Source organism: Lysinibacillus sp. Bpr_S20 (genome assembly GCF_023337835.1).
Taxonomy (GTDB): Bacteria; Bacillota; Bacilli; order Bacillales_A; family Planococcaceae; genus Lysinibacillus.
Window position 1 is genome coordinate 55,482 of record NZ_JALNLQ010000010.1, and the last position, 15,795, is coordinate 71,276.

Here is a 15,795-nt window from a genome sequence, read left to right on the forward strand (position 1 = left end):
GAAGATATGTTTGCATTTTCAGTCCCCAAGCTAGGCTTTGCAAAGATAGATTTACAAAAAGATAGCCAAACAGAATATAACTTTTACGTCTACAATAAAAGTGGCAAAAAATTATTTAAATTCAGCAGTGCGAAATCATTCCAAATGGGCTTAGAACCTGGCAATTATTATTTGAAGGTTGAACCTGGATCGGATAATGAAAAGTATGCACTTACGTTATCTTTTGAAGAGAATGCTTATCCAAATATTGAAGATAACAATTCAATTGAAACGGCACAGCTACTGCCCTTTAATACACCATTGCGTGCTATTTCACCTGGAAGACTAGGAAATGATAATGTCTATAAATTAAATGTTGAAAAAGCCGGTTACCAAGAAGTCCATATTGATTTAGACGCTCCGGCAAATGCATTTATAACGGTTTATGATGCAAACGGTTACCAAATTGGTCGATGGAACCGTGGGGAAGTAAAAAGCGAACAAATTTATTCAATAGGTCTAGGCAAAGGTACTTACTATGTGGAGATTTCTACATTTGAATCTAACCCATATACAATTCAAGTAACGACAAAGAGTGACTATGCGGAACAAGAACAGAACGACACAAGGAGTAACGCCTCCCCTGTTCACTTCAATAACATGATGTATGGCTATTTTGATCAGCGTCATGACGTTGATTATTACACATTTACAATCGATAAAACAAAAACTATTTCCTGGGTAATGGACCCTCTTCAAGTGAGTACTATGAATATACAAATACTTGATTCTTTCAATAAAGTAATTTGGGAAGGTAGACGTTTTAAACAAAGTGGCGAGAAGGAATTAAAGAAAGGGACGTATTATGTTAAAGCTACTGCAATGAGTGATGGTGAATATACCCTTTTATTTAATGATGTATTATCGAATAATTTCAAAGATGTGCCAAAAACACACACTTATTATCAAGAAATTATGAATATTCGTCGAGCTGGCATTATTACTGGCTATGAAGATAATACGTTTAAACCAACGAATCCAATGCAACGTCAGCACGTTGCAGCAATGATTGCTCGTGCGAATGCACCTAGTATCCCAACAATGTTAAACCCATATGCATTCCCAGACGTTCCTATTACGCATCCAAATTACACGAATATCCAAAAGCTTGTCAGTGGCGGGATTATCGATGAAAATCCGAATGGTTTTAATCCAAATGGAACAATCACGCGAGCACAAATGGCGAAGATCTTAGTAAAAGCTTACGAATTAGAACCAAAGAGAAATTTCCCTATTACTTTTAAAGACGTGTCAAAAACGGATTGGTACTATGAATACGTACAAATTTTAGCTCAATATGGTATTACAACGGGCGAAAATGGCTACTTTAAACCGAATCAACCATTATCACGCCAGCACTTCTCCGTATTTTTAGCACGAACAATTACTCAATAAAAAAAGGCGCAAAGGAAATCAACGTTTCCTGATGCGCCTTTTCTTCAATTTCAACCGTCCAAATCATAGAAGATTTTTGGGTTTTTGGATTGTATAAATTTTATCAAGTTTGCTGAAAAGCAATATCCTGAATTACAAATAGTCAACCAAATTTCTCCGATTGACCTTATAATACGAACGGTTGCAAGAGTTTTAGATCAAGATACCGAAAGTCAAAGGAGTTATTCTTATTGAGCTAATGAAGCAGTTTAGGTGCTTTTGTATTTTAATTTCAAATAAAGGAAATTAGTGTTAATATTAAAATGAAGTATCAATAATCTAAATGTGATACATATAAGCCTTTAATACGTTATACCTCCACCCTAATAACAGTTGTACTATTAAAAATAGGATGCTTAAAGCAAGTTGCTAAACTAACGAGGGCTTTACTTGAAGATCATTGAGTTGCATAAGCAGCTCTTTTTTTCTTATTGAGCTAACGAAGCAGGTTAGTCGAAGAAGGCATTAATTTAACTGAACAGGACACACTAATCCTAAATATAATTTAGGGTGATGAAAATTGAATAAAAATATTCCTCTTCTATTGGTTTTATTTAGTATATTTATTTATGGGTTGTATGGCGAAACAGTAAATGCAAATCCGAACGACACTCCACCTTCTTTTGAGGAAGGGTTCACTGAAGCTGGTTATAAATCTGTAAAAGCAGCAGTAAAAGAATTTGAAAATCATTTTAAATGTGATGTAAAGTTACCTAAAATGTTACCTTCAATTTCTTTCACACATAAATTTGGAAAGTTTGTTGAAGATAAGAACTATAATATGAATAATTCCTTAGAAATCAGGTTTGTTAATAAAGATATAAGAGAAAATATCTTTAAAATGGACATTCGTCCTTCAAAAAATAAATTGAACTTCAAAGATAAACTGAACTTTAATGGTAAGGAGTATACACTTCAAGATGGTAGTAAAGGTATTTATTTTGAAGACCAGTTATTTAATTTTTTTGTCTTTGAAAAAAATAATTTGCAGTATTTGTTGGGGATATATAATAAAGTGACCCATACAGAAACACCTGACATATTAGTCAGAATAGCTAATTCAATTGACTAACTTCTTCAGATAATCACAGGGGAACAAAAGTTATATTGGTGAATATTTTGTGTACCCTATTTCGAGAATTACGGAAATGATTTGAAATGTTTTAGGCTATGTGTGGAAGTGACTTGCCTTAGGAGAGGAGAGGCGATAAAAAAATGATTGAATTACGAAAGATAAGCGGGGATAACATAGATGAAATAATAGCACTTGAAGTTGAAGAAAACCAGAAAGACTTTATAGAAACTACTAACCTCAGAAGCTTTGCGGACGCTCATATGTTGAACGCAGACGGTATACCAGCGACTCCCTTAGCCATTTATGCCGATGAAGTTGTGATTGGTTTTTTGATGTATATTTATGATACGTTGGATCATGAATCATTTGAAAATGAAGTTTTTTACGGGAAGAAGAGTTATTTTATTTGGCATATTATGATTGGGAAGGGTTATCAAGGGAAAGGATATGGCAAACTTGCTTTTGAAAAAATGTTGGAGGCTATTGAACCTATGCCAGATGGTGAGGCAGAATATGTAACCCTCTTTTATCGTACAAGTAATGTCATAGCTAAAACATTATACGCTTCATTTGGTTTCGTAGATACAGGAATCATTCAGGATAATTCGATGTTGGCGATTAAAAATCTAGATATAACAGAATCTCGAAAAAAAATGTAAGCTATTAACGTCTCGACCCGTAATAAACACAAATATCCAGAAGAAAAAATTTGTTAACGCTGTCTTATTCCGTAATCGACAAAGAATTAACCCGTTTTGATCAATCATTTTTCAAAACGAGTTCTTATATTTTTAAATTAGGCTATTTTCTCAACGATTGTTGTATCTTCACTTCATATCGCAGGTTAGTCGAAGGGAAATTGGAACATCATACCATACCATTCGTCTTACTATAAAGCAGGTTAAAAGGAGAGGATAGTGTGTTGTATGAATTTAATCGTGAAGGATGCAATGAATAATATAAACTACGCAGTAGTATCTATCGCATACATTGTTATTGTTTGCTTTGCTCAAGTGTTTATTGATTCGTTTCTTTTGCAAGCTCTTATTCTTCCTTTTGTCATTGTGCCTATTTATATTTTCTTTTTGCTTATAAAATTCAAATTAGAATTCCAAAATACGTACTTTCTATATATTTAGGATTCTTTTTTTTCTATTATTATTTATTCTTGTATAATTTTATTCCCTTCGCCCTCTAAAGAATTGCCACCGGGCGAGATTGTTTTAGGCGCAGATGTTATACTTATAATTTTGACATCAACAATACAATTTTCAATTTTGAGTTTATTAACTGTTGTTTTATTTTTATTCCACAGACTATATAAAAAAGATATAACGAATAGAAATAGCTACAATTTTAAAGGGATATTTTCAAACTTTATTCCAAACCAACATTTGTAAGAATGTATTATTTTTTATTTGGATTTCGATCAATAAACTCAATAATATCATTTTTCATATAAGATATAGCATAATCGTAATAAAAGTAACGGTCAATGTCCCCATTTTTTAATGCTCTATCTAGTGCTTCAAATTGTTTTTCCGCTAGGTATGCTATCAATTGTTGGGGATAAATATCACGTTTTTCGGCAATTTCAGCTATCGTTTTTCCGTTATTCCATTCAGACCTGTATTCCTTTTCACTTATATCAAGGAACCGGTAAAGTTTATCGTAATCAAACTTATAATGAAATGTTTGGGGAACTTTTCTCTCATAAATGTCTTTAAATTCTTCGTTATTTTTATTAGCATAGACTCCAACAACATTCCCAGTTAGATTCAAGGTAACAATAGCTATTAATACTACAATAATTCTTTTCATCTTTCGAACCCTCCATTTCACCACTATTATTCCCGTTGGACTGTTATTCATACGTTTTAAATAGAATGATGGTTGTTACTGGTGGCTCACTGAATTGGATACAGGATGGTACTTATGTAGAAATGAAATGAATCGTTCAAGATTATCGAAAGAAAAAATTGCAAAAAGGGCTTATAAAATTAAAAAGCTAAGAATGGTAAAAATCAACCATTCTTAGCTTTTTTTAATGAAACATGCCGTGATTAATTTTACCTGTCAACTTTTCTATCTGTACTTCAAATAATTCAATTTTAGGCATGATTGGATACCCTTCTTTTTCAAATGTCCATTCTGGATTGCCATATTTCTCAAGAAGTGCATCAAAGAACCATTCCTTCTTAGACTCCTCTTCGATACGAACGACATGTCCAAAAAGCACTACACTTTGGTAAACAAGGGCAGACTGACAGGCATATTTTTTTCCTGGGTGTAGGTCACCCATTTCACTAATTTCTATACATATTTTAGGATTTGATTTGATATTCGACCAAAAATGGCTTTCTCGAATATTGCCAATGTGCAAATAAAGTTTGTCGTCACCTTCATACACATATACAAATGGAATAACATAAGGAAAACCTTCCTCATCAACCGTTGCAACATGTGCCACTTTTCCTACTTTCAAAAATTGCTGTGCTTCCTCTTTTGAAATTTCTACTCGTTTATTTTGAATAGCCCCTCTCATCCTACATCCCCCTTTTATAATAGATAACAATTAAGTCTATGTTAACTATTTTAACATATATATATTTTACATCTTTAAGATAATAAAAAAAAGACTCATCATTAAAATATAATGAGTCTCTGATCACGTAGCTTTTAATTGAAAAAGACGAAAACGACCTTTGCCATTTTAGCCAATTTTATTTTCCTTTATCGTAAGTGTTTCTTGTAAGATTGATCTTTGGCATATAAGTATATCCACCTGCTACGGTTTCTTTTGTTTCAACATCATAAATTGCATATCTACCTCTAAATTCTTTTTCTGTGTCTTTAAAGGAATAAAAGAAATAAACTTGCCTATCAGGGCTAATAGCCTGATGGTAATTAATATCTATATCAGGGTAGGGTCGAAGAATATTTCCATCAATGGTTATATAATTTAATCCTTCTACCTCATTAAACAATAACCTTTTCCTAAAATTTACAGATGCATCAGGTATTTCTTTAAAAAGAGCAATATCTAAATCCCTTTGCTGTGGCTTTGGCTTCTTCTTAAATCTTTGATAAACCTCCTGATGTACAGGATACTTTAGGTCTCTTAATGCCTGGTAAAATTCATCTACAGTTTCATCAATAACTTTTTCCTTATTTGCAGGAAATATATATTCATTTTTATCTGAAGGTGTAGTTTGTGCATAAACAGGATCTCCTAATAACATAGAAAGACTGAACGAAAATATAAGTATAGACAAGAATGGATTTTTCATCTTAGGTTACTCCTTTTTAGAAGTAACGTACCCTAAATCGCTTTAGCTATACTGCTCCGTTCTTTGAATAAGGACCTTATTTTAAAACATCGATTAATATATTGAGAAATATAATAAACAGTAAAAATATATGTATCCACACTATAAATTTTATGATTAATACCGCCCAAACATTTTTTAGTAAACTATAGTGATGAACAAGAAAAATAACCAAAAGACAGAATATTCCACGAAGGATACTACCATCTACAAATAATGAAACTACATCTATCAATACAGATATAATAAATAAAATGACATATACTTTATATATCTTTTCTTTGTCTTTCGTGTTGGAATTGATACATTATTTTTACCCTTACACCTTATATATTTGATTTTACCTTCCTCAACTATCCTGCCTCGTTAGGACAACAAGAAAACAAGATGCTGCCGCTGCAACACCTTGTTTAACTTAGCACCCTTCAGTTCAACAAAATTTTTTCTTTCATCAATACCAGTAATATTGGATGGGAGGCATGCCATACATATTTAGCTGAAAAATTTTTCCTTTTTAAAATAACTCCAGATACGTGTAAAGATAAAAAACACTACAAGACTGACACTCAAATTAATACCTTGATTAAGTATCCATATATTCGATAGTTGTATACTGCTCATTATATTATAAGTGAGAGATATCACGAAAACTGTTAAAAAACCTATTAAGAAACCCTTTTTATCCAAAGTGAAAATTTACTCCTTACCATTTCTATAATATACTCGCTAATTCTTAGCTCCCTGCATTACGTTTAAGTATATTTTATAATAACCTTTCTATTTTAACATAAATATCGAATTTTTTTATTAAGTTTTCTTTCAGAATCTGGCCAAACTTTATCTCAACTAACCTACACCGTTAGTTCAATAAAGAAAAAAAAAGCTGCGTCTGCAACCCCAATGATTTTATGTAAAGCACCCCGCTCGTTTAAGTGAAATGCTTCACATTGTTTTTTCATGGATATATACTTCAAACTTTTACCGTCTCTGCGGAATCGTCATTTCTTCCCACGAATAATCGGGTATAGTTGCAATCCATAAAGTATCTTCCATGATATCCACATCCCAAACCATGAAATTCCTCGCATCAAACACTTTTTCAGATTTTCTTTCATCTTTCATGTTGATGGAATAAATAGCTTCACCTCTAAGTGTAGCTCCGAATAATTTCTCTCCTTTTTTAACGAATTTAACTACCTCTTCATCAACTTTAATTTTTCTCCAATTTCCCTCTTGAAGATCTCGGATCCAAATTCCACTTAGTGTGGTAATCAATAGCCTATTATTAATCACTTTCATATCTAGAGGCTCATCATTTCTATTCGGCATAGTTATCTCTTTCCACTCATCATTTTTCTTTTGAAGAATCTTCCTTTCTTCTGTAAGTCCTACCAATTCCCCATCATCCGATATTTGAATCACATCAAGTGGTTTAGGTACTATACCTTGTTCCCAACTCTTCCCTTGATTGGTCGTATAGTAAACCTTTCCATTTGATAGAACAGCAATATGGTTGTTGATTGAATAATCGATTTTCTCGATTGATTGGTCTAATGAAAGAATTTTCGTTCCTTTACTTTTTGATGTCATACCTACCCACAACTCATTTTTGGTCGCTATATATAAGCGATCATTCCTATCAAACCACGCGTGTGTTACATTATTATTAACTTGGAGTTCTGTCCATGATTCTCCATTGTTATGGCTCCATTCAATAAAAGGTTGCTTGGTTATACTAAATTGTGTTGGCTTTTTGTCTCCCCATACCACTAAAGTGGTTTTTCCAGCGACAACTCCCGTAATCGCCATGCCTTTTTTTGTTAGGTTATTGATGCCATTACGTTTGGCTATTAATCCTCCACCGTATGGTAATTTATGAATGGCACTGACCACATCACCGTTTTGAGCATTGAATGAAATTCGAGTAAAACGGTTATCTCGATCATTTCCAAACACTGTTAGAATAGGCAATCCATCGATGCTATCAAGTGTAAAATGATATCCAGTTGCCCAATCCTTTCCTGGTTTTAGTCCGTATTTATCCTTTGCTAGTTGAAGAACATCAGAGCTATCCAACTTAATCTCATTGTAGTGTATTGTTGGATCAGGATCCGGTGTTTGCTTAGTCGGTCTAAACACGGTAATTTTCTTTTCTGAGATACCAATTAGTACATAATCCTCTGTTCCTGGAACCATAAAAATCATAAACCAATTAAAGCGTCTCCCAGTTTCTCCTCTTGAGCCTCCCATCGTTTCATCTACACTGTTTACACTAGTAAGTGTTGCGTTTACATTCCATTCTTTTGCTCTCTGTAATCCAATATTAATCGCTTCTTTTAACGTAATTTCACCATCTGAAGCCTTTCCTTCACTACCAATCAAATTTACAAAAACTAAAAAAACAACTAAAAAACAGGCGATTTTTTTTAAGAAACTCAAAATGAACACCATCCCATAACTAAATAGGCATATTAATCATATGATTAATATGCCTATTTAGGATGGAGTAAATCCATTGTTATATGCAATCTTAGAATCAATATAACAAACAAAATACTCCATTTATCAGAGCGTCCTTCTTGCACTAACCTGCAACACCGAATCTCCAGTCGTGCAAATTGAATTCTGAGGGTTATTTGGGTTGCGCTTTTTAATATAGCATGAAGTGTTTTTTAATTTAAAAGATTTTTATTGACAATCTATTAGCTGGTTTAGTTTAAGTGTATTCATTCACAAATAGTTAGTTCAACTTATATCTCTTTCTAAAAGAGACTAAAAACTAAATTAAAGAGCATCATTCTTATATGTGAATGATACTCCTCTTCATTTATTATATAGCTTCTGTCGTCATTAATTTAATTAGCTGTTTATAGTAAGTATGGTTTTCTTGAAGCTCCTCATGTTTTCCAGAACCAGTAATCAGACCATCCTCAAATACTAGAATTTGATCCGCATGTGTAATTGTCGATAAACGATGTGCAATAATAACCGTTGTACGTTCTTTCATTACATGCTCGAATGCCTTTTGTACTTCTCTCTCTGAGTCATTATCAAGGTTAGATGTTGCTTCATCTAATAATAATATCGCTGGATTTCGGAATAATGCACGTGCTATCGCTATCCGCTGCCTTTGCCCACCTGATAATTTAATACCTCCCTCCCCTACTTCTGTATCTAACCCTTTTTCAAATTGTTGAACAAAATCCCATGCATAAGCGTTTTTTAATGCCCTTATAATATCTGCTTCTAAAACCTCACTTTTGCCATAAGTTACATTATCTCGAATTGTTCCATTCATGAGTGGTGCTTCTTGCGATACATACCCAAATAAACTGCGCCACTGCTTTAAATCGATACTTTCAATAGGCTGTTCTCCAAATCGAATAGTACCATCTGTAACATCATAAAATTGTTCTATTAATGAAAACATTGTGGTCTTTCCTCCCCCACTGGCACTAACCAATGCGGTTGTTTTTCCTGCTGGGATCGTAAAGGAAATACCTTTTAAAATAGGGTTATCATTATATTGAAACGCAACATTTTCAAAAACTATCGACTCATGGGGAGACGAAATAACATTCATCCCATGCCCTTCGATTGGTTCATTCAAAATTTCTTGTAATCGTTCTGTTGCACCCATCGCTTTTTGAAGTGCAGTGAAAAATGTTGCCATTTGAGTAAATGGCATAATAATTTGCACAAGATAAATCATAATTGCTACTAGTTCACCCGCTGAAATCGTACCTGTTGCTACTTTCGCGCCACCATAGCCAAATAATAAAATTAGTACAACCATCATAATGAACGTCATAATCGGTGATAAAACCGCTAAAATTTTTCCTTCCTTCAACCCAAATTGATACAAATAATGAATTTTTTCTTCTCCATTTTGCTGCTCAAAATTTTCTGTTTGCGAAGTTTTCACGAGTCGAATATTCGTTAATACACGCCCCAACTGTCCAGTAAAACTAGCAAGCTCGTCTTGATTTTCTTTTGCGATTTTATGAATACGTTGTCCAAGAGGCAGTGTCAATAAAATTGCTACTGGAACTGCAGTTAGCATCAGTAGTGTCATTTTCCAATCAATGATGATTAATATTATTACTGCACCGACAATAGCAAATAAACCCGAAATAAAACTAATGAAATGATCTGTAATAAGCTCCTTAATAACATTAGAATCTTGCGTAATTCTGCTCATTGTTTCACCAGATTCATGTGCATCAAAGTAAGGAATACGTAATCGTAAAACATGTGCCCATACTGTATTGCGCAAATTTGCCACAATTCTTTCCCCAAGCTTACGCATCATATAAAACGTTACTCCACTCAGTACAGCTTGGAAAATTAGAAATGCACCTACTAATAAAATCGACTGCAATGAAAAGCCAATCGTTGAAAAGTCATTAATCATTCTCATCGTAACTAAGGGAACAGCCAACCCGATAAGCGTCTCAACGATACTTAGTAAAAGAGTGCCTATCGTGAGTTTCTTCGACAATCGATTACTATTAACAAGCTGCCAAATTCCTCGTACAGAATTATTCATCATCCACATCTCCATACACCCCAAGTCTTTCAGCCTGCGAAATCAACCACTCTTCCTCTTCCTTTGTAAAGGGCGTAGGAAATAACCATTCATTTAGTTGAATATCCTCATCCTCATATTCCATTAATACTTCTACTAACTCTTCTATCATTTCTTGTGGAATTAGTGAGAATAACTGCTCGATTAACGATTTCAAATATTCGTCTTGAGTCGGTTGAATGTATGCCTGCTTCAACTGATTTGCTAAATCTATGTATTTTTGATTTAATTCAATAATATTCATTCCGAAAAAGTCATATAGGCGCTCTACCAACTCATCAGGTAATATACTTCTCCAATAGTCCCTTTGTTCATCCTCTTTTAGTAAGTTAAAAATAACCGTTAAAAAAATTGATGTATCAATTACTTCACTTTGTTTTCCTATCTCAATCGCCTGATCCAAACTAGCAATAACACGATCAATTTGGTTTCGCTTCTTCTCTAGTTGTAGTTTTTGAAACATTAATGATTCTATTAGCTGCTGTTCCCCATTCCGTAAAAGATCTTCAATCTCCTCCAATGAGTAATCTAAATATTTTAATGTTACTATTTTTTGAATTGTTTCAATGCTATCATCATTGTAATAACGATGACCCGAATCTGAAATAAAACATGGTTCTAGCAATCCCTTTTCACTATAATATCGTAACGCTCGTACCGTTAGCCCCGTCTTTTTCGCAAATTGACCTATTGAATACATATTTTCATCTCCCTTTTCTTTAGTATAAAATCTACCGTTACGTCAGATGCAACTACTTTAATTCACTTAACAAAAAAAGAACACAACCTATTGCGTTCTTGAATAAATGAAAATCTATATACTTAATACGATGATTTTTATTTCTGTGAAATTATGAACTGCACTTAGTTCAGCGTAACTAATATTAAATTCGTTATAAAAATGGAATTCCTTATTTAACTAACTGCACCGTTAGTTAAAGTGGGATTATTCACAAAATTCTTGATATTCGAATAAGTAGTAGATTACCTTATTTATTATTTTCCTCATATTGTTCATTAGTTTGCTGTAGCGTCGAGAACCTATGTTAAATATTCACTACTTGTAAAATTTGGATGTTATATTAAAAACATTTAATAGTATATACTTTTTACACAAAACCCTTTATATGGTACATTTGGATATGTAATATTATTTCCAAAAAATATACATAAAGAGGGGACCTAAGAATGTCAAAAATTCCGATTGCTTTAAAGTGGATGATTGCTATCGGTATTATTATTATCGGTATTACTATTATCCTTACTTCATTTTACTTTTTAAGAGACCATCAATATTATGGATGGATAAAATGGACAGGTTACATTTTGTTTTTAGCAGGGGTTTTATTAACACCATTTGCTAAAGAATCTAATGAAGAAATATAAAAAACTGCATAAATTTATTAAATAGGCTGTCTATGGACAGTCTGTTTTTATCCCTGTCCAAAGTTCCCTAAACGGCACCTTTAGTTGAACAACAAACGATAATTACGAATATTTAGGTAGGAAAATCCCCTTGAGACCAAAGAATAAAGATAACGATCAAAAAAAATACGATTGCACTTATTAGGATAAAGGTTATATGTAAACGACTGAATATTTGTTTGGTACTTTCTTGTCTTATGTCACCAACCATTTTAGCGACTTTTAAATTGATTGGAATGAAGAATACGGAAAAAAGAAAACCAACAGAAATTGAGATACAAACACCTTGAATAAAAATAGGTGTATTTAATTCAGATAGAATATTCCCTATAACAAAAAGGGGAACTCTCCAATATTGAAGTGACCCCTAAAAGTTAGACACGGTTATTCATTAGGCAGCTTGGGTAAAACGAGTTCGGTATTGCATCGGACTCGTTTTTAATTTTGCCTTACTCCGTTTCGCATTATAGTTATTTGTATATTTTTCCATTACATTTTAAAATGCTCTATTCTTTCAAATTCCTTTCATGTAAAGGAATTCAGATTTCATAATGCCAAAGAAAATTTCCATGACAGAGTTGTCGTAACAGTCTCCTTTACGAGACATACTTTGAACAATCTCTCTTGATTCTAATGCGCGACGATTTTTTCCATTTGATAGTGCTAGCCTTGATCGGAATGCATGAGTAGCTGGTAGTGCTCAGGTAAACGTTCGAACGCCTTAACATGTGCTTGTGCTTTAATTTCATCTGACATATTCCCATTCCACTTAGTTGATGAAAAACTGATGCCGGCGTTAAATTGCTGACAGCTCTGCTAAAAAGAAAGGAGTTAGCTATTCGAGCTCCTCTTGGCTTTAATCGTTCAATAAAAAACAGCAGCTGCTTCTAGCCCATGATCATCACTGAAGCCTTTCTATATAACCTACAAGATTGGTCTAATTCAATGCCATACACGTTTAAAAAGCCCTTAAACATTGGTTCTAGCAAAATGACAGTTAACCTCGTACGACAACCATCGTTCTGTAATCAGGGCTATCACCTACTTTCGTATCTTTGATAACCGTATTTCCCTGTTCAAGCCAACAATAATCAGATTTTGGTGTAATTTAAATAAATACACGCCTTCGTAACACATGTAACACAAATGAAATATTTATTACAAGCATACTAAGTGATCCATTCTAAATTTACCTATTAAATAGTAATTAGCAAAAATTTAAATCCCTATTATTTCCTACAGATGATATAATTGGTACAAATAAAGTATATGGAGGAATGATTGGGATGATCAAAAAAGGTAGTTTTGTGTTTTTGTCGCTTGTTTTATTTGTTAGCTCTTTTGGAAATACGGTTTTTGCTGAAAAATTATCTAGTAGTATTCACGGCGAAAAAGAGAATTTTGATACAAGTGTAGAAGAAATTGATTGGGATCAAATTGAATGGTACGAGACACCAATAGATAATGAACGCAAAGATTTTAATGATAGTGAAGAGTTAAATTTAGATGAATTCGAGTTTCTTAGTATTCAAGAGGCAGAGGCAATTCAAAAAGAGTATGGTATTGAAGTAATTAATGAAGATCAAATAGGCGAAATTCAACCTTTTTGGTGGAATATTATCGGAAGGGTTGTCTGGGTTGGTGGTAGGTATGTAGTACAAGTTGGGTCTAGGATTTTTACAAAACAAGCGCCTGAAAAAGCGGCGACTGCTTTAAAATCTTTCACTCCTACAAATATATCTATTGGTAGTGGTAGAACTGTAGCTTTACAAAATAGCAGTATGAATCATGTTCTTGTAAATCATCACCCACTATATTGGACAGGCGCTACTGGTAAAACAACTTTTCATTATAATCTTGCTATAAATGATGTACGAACAAAAATCATTTCAATTGTCAACGCGAATAGAAGTAAAATTATAAATGGCAATGGATATGCTACACTAAATGTTAGTATAGATGGACAAATGTACAGATTAGTTGTAAGTAATTATAGAATAAATACTTTCTACCCTTTTTAAGTGGATTTTATAACATATTTTAAGGTAATGAAGGGAGTAGTATATGCTTACTATCACCACATACATTGAACAGAAAAATTTGGATTCGTTTTGTTTTAATAAAGAAAATTTTCTAGATTACTTTATTTCATTAAATGATACATTGTCAACTCAGGTTGTCAACAGACGATTAAAACAGCATAAAGGCCATAAGTTAGAGGGTGTAGTAATTATTAAAACAATAGATACTATAATGACTGACTTTATGGACTGGGATGATATTGATTTAATGTGGATTGGTATCTTGGAAATGACTTTGGAGTATAAAAGAACAGGTTTTGGAGAGCACTTAATGGCTATGAATAACCATAGGTGGAGTATTAAAAAAATCATTACAAATCCAGAGAACTTGATTGTATTTAGAATAAAAAGGAATCCTCTGATTTTTGAAGGTAAAAGCTCTTGCGAAGTTTACAAAGAAACGAAAAACATTGTTAATGAAAAAGAATTTTTCTCTAAAATTCTTCAAGCTGCTAATGAATTTATTTCGTTTAGAGAAAAACTCTTTAAAATGGATAGTATAGGTAGATTAAAAGCATTAATGTTTGAAATCAATAATGAAAAGTGAAAACTGTCAATAGAAGGTATTAAACTATTAAAAGACTAACTAGTTCCTGCAATGGGTTATCTTTATCTTTGAACTTGGAGAAGCATTATACGGCGCTTTCCTCGTCCAATAATCACTAGGCACAAATGGTTATTTTGCATATTTCTGGTAAATTTTGCTGTACGATAAATACGCTTCTCTTTTCCAAGGGGAAAAAAAACTCGATGCCTTACCCAGGCAATTGGTTTTTCCCTGCTTTATGCGCTTTATAACTATCGTAGATTGCAAAAACAGCGTTGACAACAAGCCGTTCCCATTTACGGTTCTGGTTCTGGTGAATTTACCGGTTTAATTCGGAGAAAAGGGTCTCGTTAGATTCTTTAAGACCACCGAAACTCTCTTAATGTTGTTAAAAAATGTCATAAGGTTGCCTCCGTCGCATGTGTAAACAAGTTATTGAAAACGATCTTCTTTCTTGTCACACATAATCAAAACTACGACTACAGGTTGGCTCCCTAGTACAGTCGTAGCATCAGTTTAACATACTAAAGCCTTATGAAAAATCGAAAAATCACTAGGCTTATTTGGCATGGCCAATTTATCAAAATAATATCAGAGAGTTAAGAAAGTTATTATAGATACTTGACTAATCGTAAGAAAAGAGCTGTCAAAGGAGTAGCGAATGGTACTCCTTTTTGTTTTTTAACTAGAGGTGTTCAATAAGTTCCCCCACGCTAATCATTTTTTAGTCTAACAATACATTGAAAGTAAATGTGACATCGTTTTTGTATTCTATTTTGAAACCATCTTTTCTCCATTCAACTTCATCTGGAGTATAAATACTTTCAACGTTAAGTATATCTTTTTTCTGTAGTGTTATATTTACTTGAGCAAATTTAATATCATCACTTGATATAGCGATGAGATGACTTATTTCTTCGAACTCTTCATTTTCTCCGAGACACATACTTGGGATTGTTTGCAGCATGTATAGAGATTTATCTTTTGATTCAATTTGGAATTGTAATGTTTCATTTTCATAAGATCTTAATACTTCTACTAGTTGTCTCCATGGTTCTGTTGTTGACATTAATCTTCCTCCTGGTTTGTTCAGTTTTGCTCCACTATTATACTGTATTTTTAAAAAAGAGCCTACTACTGTAAGGCTACACCAATTTCTTTTGTTTTATGTTGTTGGAACAGAAAAAAACTTCATTTTATCATTATCGGTTTTTTATTTAGCCAAACGAAATCCTTCTTGCTACAAATAAAACTAAGCATAATAGTATCGCTACAAT

The 15,795-nt window shown here is 33.0% G+C and carries 13 protein-coding genes and 1 pseudogene; 6 read left to right on the plus strand and 8 right to left on the minus strand.

The genetic code is table 11. The features are described 5' to 3' along the window. Positions 1-6: 6 nt before the first annotated feature. The 3 genes from MWJ95_RS19880 (at position 7) to MWJ95_RS19890 (ending at position 3,207) form a co-directional block, all read left to right on the plus strand. Positions 7-1,434, plus strand: a complete 1,428-nt coding sequence (locus MWJ95_RS19880; protein ID WP_249107067.1) for an S-layer homology domain-containing protein — start codon at positions 7-9, stop codon at positions 1,432-1,434. A gap of 559 nt (positions 1,435-1,993) precedes the next feature. Then, the gene (locus MWJ95_RS19885; RefSeq protein ID WP_249107068.1) at positions 1,994-2,545 is read left to right on the plus strand and encodes a carbon monoxide dehydrogenase; all 552 of its coding nucleotides are present in this window, start codon (positions 1,994-1,996) and stop codon (positions 2,543-2,545) included. 143 nt (positions 2,546-2,688) lie between these two features. Then, positions 2,689-3,207, plus strand: coding sequence for a GNAT family N-acetyltransferase (locus tag MWJ95_RS19890; protein WP_249107069.1), 519 nt, complete (start codon positions 2,689-2,691; stop codon positions 3,205-3,207). Between the two features lie 748 nt (positions 3,208-3,955). Here the strand turns inward: MWJ95_RS19890 and MWJ95_RS19895 are convergent. The 6 genes from MWJ95_RS19895 to MWJ95_RS19920 form a co-directional block, all read right to left on the minus strand. Next, the gene (locus MWJ95_RS19895; protein WP_249074440.1) at positions 3,956-4,369 is read right to left on the minus strand and encodes a hypothetical protein; all 414 of its coding nucleotides are present in this window, start codon (positions 4,367-4,369) and stop codon (positions 3,956-3,958) included. A gap of 223 nt (positions 4,370-4,592) precedes the next feature. Then, positions 4,593-5,093, minus strand: a complete 501-nt coding sequence (locus MWJ95_RS19900) for a pyridoxamine 5'-phosphate oxidase family protein (RefSeq protein WP_249074441.1) — start codon at positions 5,091-5,093, stop codon at positions 4,593-4,595. 178 nt (positions 5,094-5,271) lie between these two features. Next, positions 5,272-5,838: a hypothetical protein gene (locus tag MWJ95_RS19905; protein WP_249074442.1), complete on the minus strand. Its 567-nt coding sequence runs from the start codon at positions 5,836-5,838 to the stop codon at positions 5,272-5,274. A 1,017-nt stretch (positions 5,839-6,855) separates the two neighbouring features. Then, entirely contained in the window at positions 6,856-8,316 is a 1,461-nt protein-coding gene (locus MWJ95_RS19910) for a beta propeller repeat protein (protein ID WP_249107070.1), read from the minus strand. Positions 8,317-8,707: 391 nt separating this feature from the next. Next, positions 8,708-10,426 (minus strand): ABC transporter ATP-binding protein, encoded by a 1,719-nt coding sequence (locus MWJ95_RS19915; RefSeq protein ID WP_481817365.1) that lies wholly within the window; start codon positions 10,424-10,426, stop codon positions 8,708-8,710. Continuing rightward, positions 10,419-11,165, minus strand: coding sequence for a MerR family transcriptional regulator (locus MWJ95_RS19920; protein WP_249107072.1), 747 nt, complete (start codon positions 11,163-11,165; stop codon positions 10,419-10,421). The genes MWJ95_RS19915 and MWJ95_RS19920 overlap by 8 nt, the downstream gene beginning before the upstream one ends. Before the next feature lie 488 nt (positions 11,166-11,653). Here MWJ95_RS19920 and MWJ95_RS19925 point away from each other — a divergent pair, with 488 nt between their 5' ends. Further along, positions 11,654-11,851, plus strand: coding sequence for a hypothetical protein (locus tag MWJ95_RS19925; protein ID WP_249107073.1), 198 nt, complete (start codon positions 11,654-11,656; stop codon positions 11,849-11,851). A 430-nt stretch (positions 11,852-12,281) separates the two neighbouring features. Here the strand turns inward: MWJ95_RS19925 and MWJ95_RS19930 are convergent. Further along, positions 12,282-12,610 (minus strand): annotated as a pseudogene (locus MWJ95_RS19930) (transposase); the annotation flags it as partial. A gap of 566 nt (positions 12,611-13,176) precedes the next feature. On the opposite strand from MWJ95_RS19930, the gene MWJ95_RS19935 reads away from it, so the two are divergent. Together MWJ95_RS19935 and MWJ95_RS19940 are read left to right on the plus strand one after the other, a co-directional pair. Further along, positions 13,177-13,911, plus strand: a complete 735-nt coding sequence (locus tag MWJ95_RS19935; protein ID WP_249107074.1) for a hypothetical protein — start codon at positions 13,177-13,179, stop codon at positions 13,909-13,911. Positions 13,912-13,954: 43 nt separating this feature from the next. After that, entirely contained in the window at positions 13,955-14,518 is a 564-nt protein-coding gene (locus MWJ95_RS19940; RefSeq protein WP_249107075.1) for a hypothetical protein, read from the plus strand. A gap of 724 nt (positions 14,519-15,242) precedes the next feature. Here MWJ95_RS19940 and MWJ95_RS19950 read toward each other — a convergent pair. Then, positions 15,243-15,587 (minus strand): hypothetical protein, encoded by a 345-nt coding sequence (locus MWJ95_RS19950; RefSeq protein ID WP_249107076.1) that lies wholly within the window; start codon positions 15,585-15,587, stop codon positions 15,243-15,245. Positions 15,588-15,795: the final 208 nt, after the last annotated feature.